This window comes from Staphylococcus ureilyticus (assembly GCF_002902235.1).
Classification (GTDB): domain Bacteria; phylum Bacillota; class Bacilli; order Staphylococcales; family Staphylococcaceae; genus Staphylococcus; species Staphylococcus ureilyticus.
This window is the reverse complement of the sequence record NZ_PPRL01000108.1, coordinates 1-1,482: the sequence shown is the minus strand read 5'-3', so window position 1 is coordinate 1,482 and position 1,482 is coordinate 1. Positions and strand designations below refer to the sequence as shown.

Below are 1,482 nucleotides of genomic sequence, written 5' to 3'. Positions count from 1 at the left end.
TACTGTTAATCCAGATACAGTATCTTCTGACGAGAAAAACGTAGATAACAAGGAAATTTCATCTACAACTGAGGAAAAATCAAATACAAATACTGTTACTCCGGATACAGTATCTTCTGACGAGGAAAATGTAGTTAACGATGAAGTTTCGTCTGCAACTGAGGAAAAATCAAATACAAATACTGTTACTCTAGATACAGTATCTTCTGACGAAAAAAACGTAGATAACAAGGAAATTCCCTCTACAACAGAGGAAAAGTCAAATACAAATACTGTTGCTCCAAGCACAGTACATTCTGGCGATAAAAATGTAGATAACGTTGAAAGTCCTTTAAAAAATACATTTACATCTAAGAACAATACAAGTGAAAATCTATCAATTAATAGAGAAAACAAAGATGTTAGTAATCAAGTTCAAGTAAACAAAAATGATATAGAATCAAATAATATTGTTAACCCTCATAGAGGAGAAAAATCTACTTTAAAATATGATTTAGCGTTTGAAAATGGTTTGGAAGAAGGAAATTATTTTGATATTATAACTTCTAACAATGTCAATACTCATGGTGTTTCAACAATTAGTAAAGTTCCAGAAATCAAAAATGGGGAAATGGTTATTGCAAAAGGTAGTGTTTTAGAAAATGGAACAATCAGATATGTCTTTACGAATTATGTTAATGGTAAAAATAATTTAAAAGCCAATTTATCTCTAAATTTATTCATCGATCCAACAGTTGTAACAGAAAATAGCATTCAAACAATTACTTCAACTATAGGTAACCACAAAACACAAAAAGATATTACAGTAGACTATCTTAATGGTGTAAATAATGCTGGTTTGGGTGTTAATGGTAGTATTGTGTCTTTAGATAAACAAAATAACAAATTCACCCACATTGCTTATATAAATCCTGATAAATTTAAAATTCCATCAGCAACTGTTTATGGTCAAATCATAGAAGGAAATAAAAACGATGGAAATGTACCTAAAGTAAAAGTATTTAAAGTCATTAACGAAAATAAATTAAATCAAAGTGTATACGCAGATACTACGGATACTACAATGTTTCAGGATGTCACAAATGATATAAATTTATCCGTCGCAAATGACAATTACCAAATAGATTTTGATGAGTTAGATGAAACCTATGTTGTACAATTTGAAAGTGACTATCAAGGAGATTCACAATCATTACAATTTAGAACAACCCTTTCAGGGTATTCTCCTTATAACTATTATTATTACGCTCAAGCTAGTTGGAATAATGGAGTATTATTTTATGAAAATAATGCAAGTGGAGAAGGCACAGAACCAACACCGGACCCAGAGCCAACGCCAGATCCAGAGCCAACACCAGATCCAGAGCCAACGCCAGATCCAGAGCCAACACCAGATCCAGAGCCAACACCAGATCCAGAGCCAACGCCTGATCCTGAACCAACACCAGATCCAGAGCCAACACCAGATCCAGAGCCAACGCC

At 33.0% G+C, this 1,482-nt stretch carries 1 protein-coding gene; it reads left to right on the top strand.

Annotated features, from left to right (window positions below):
- Window positions 1-1,482 (top strand): fibrinogen-binding adhesin SdrG C-terminal domain-containing protein (locus CD150_RS10450; protein WP_206185639.1); only part of this gene is annotated, 1,482 nt, incomplete at both ends.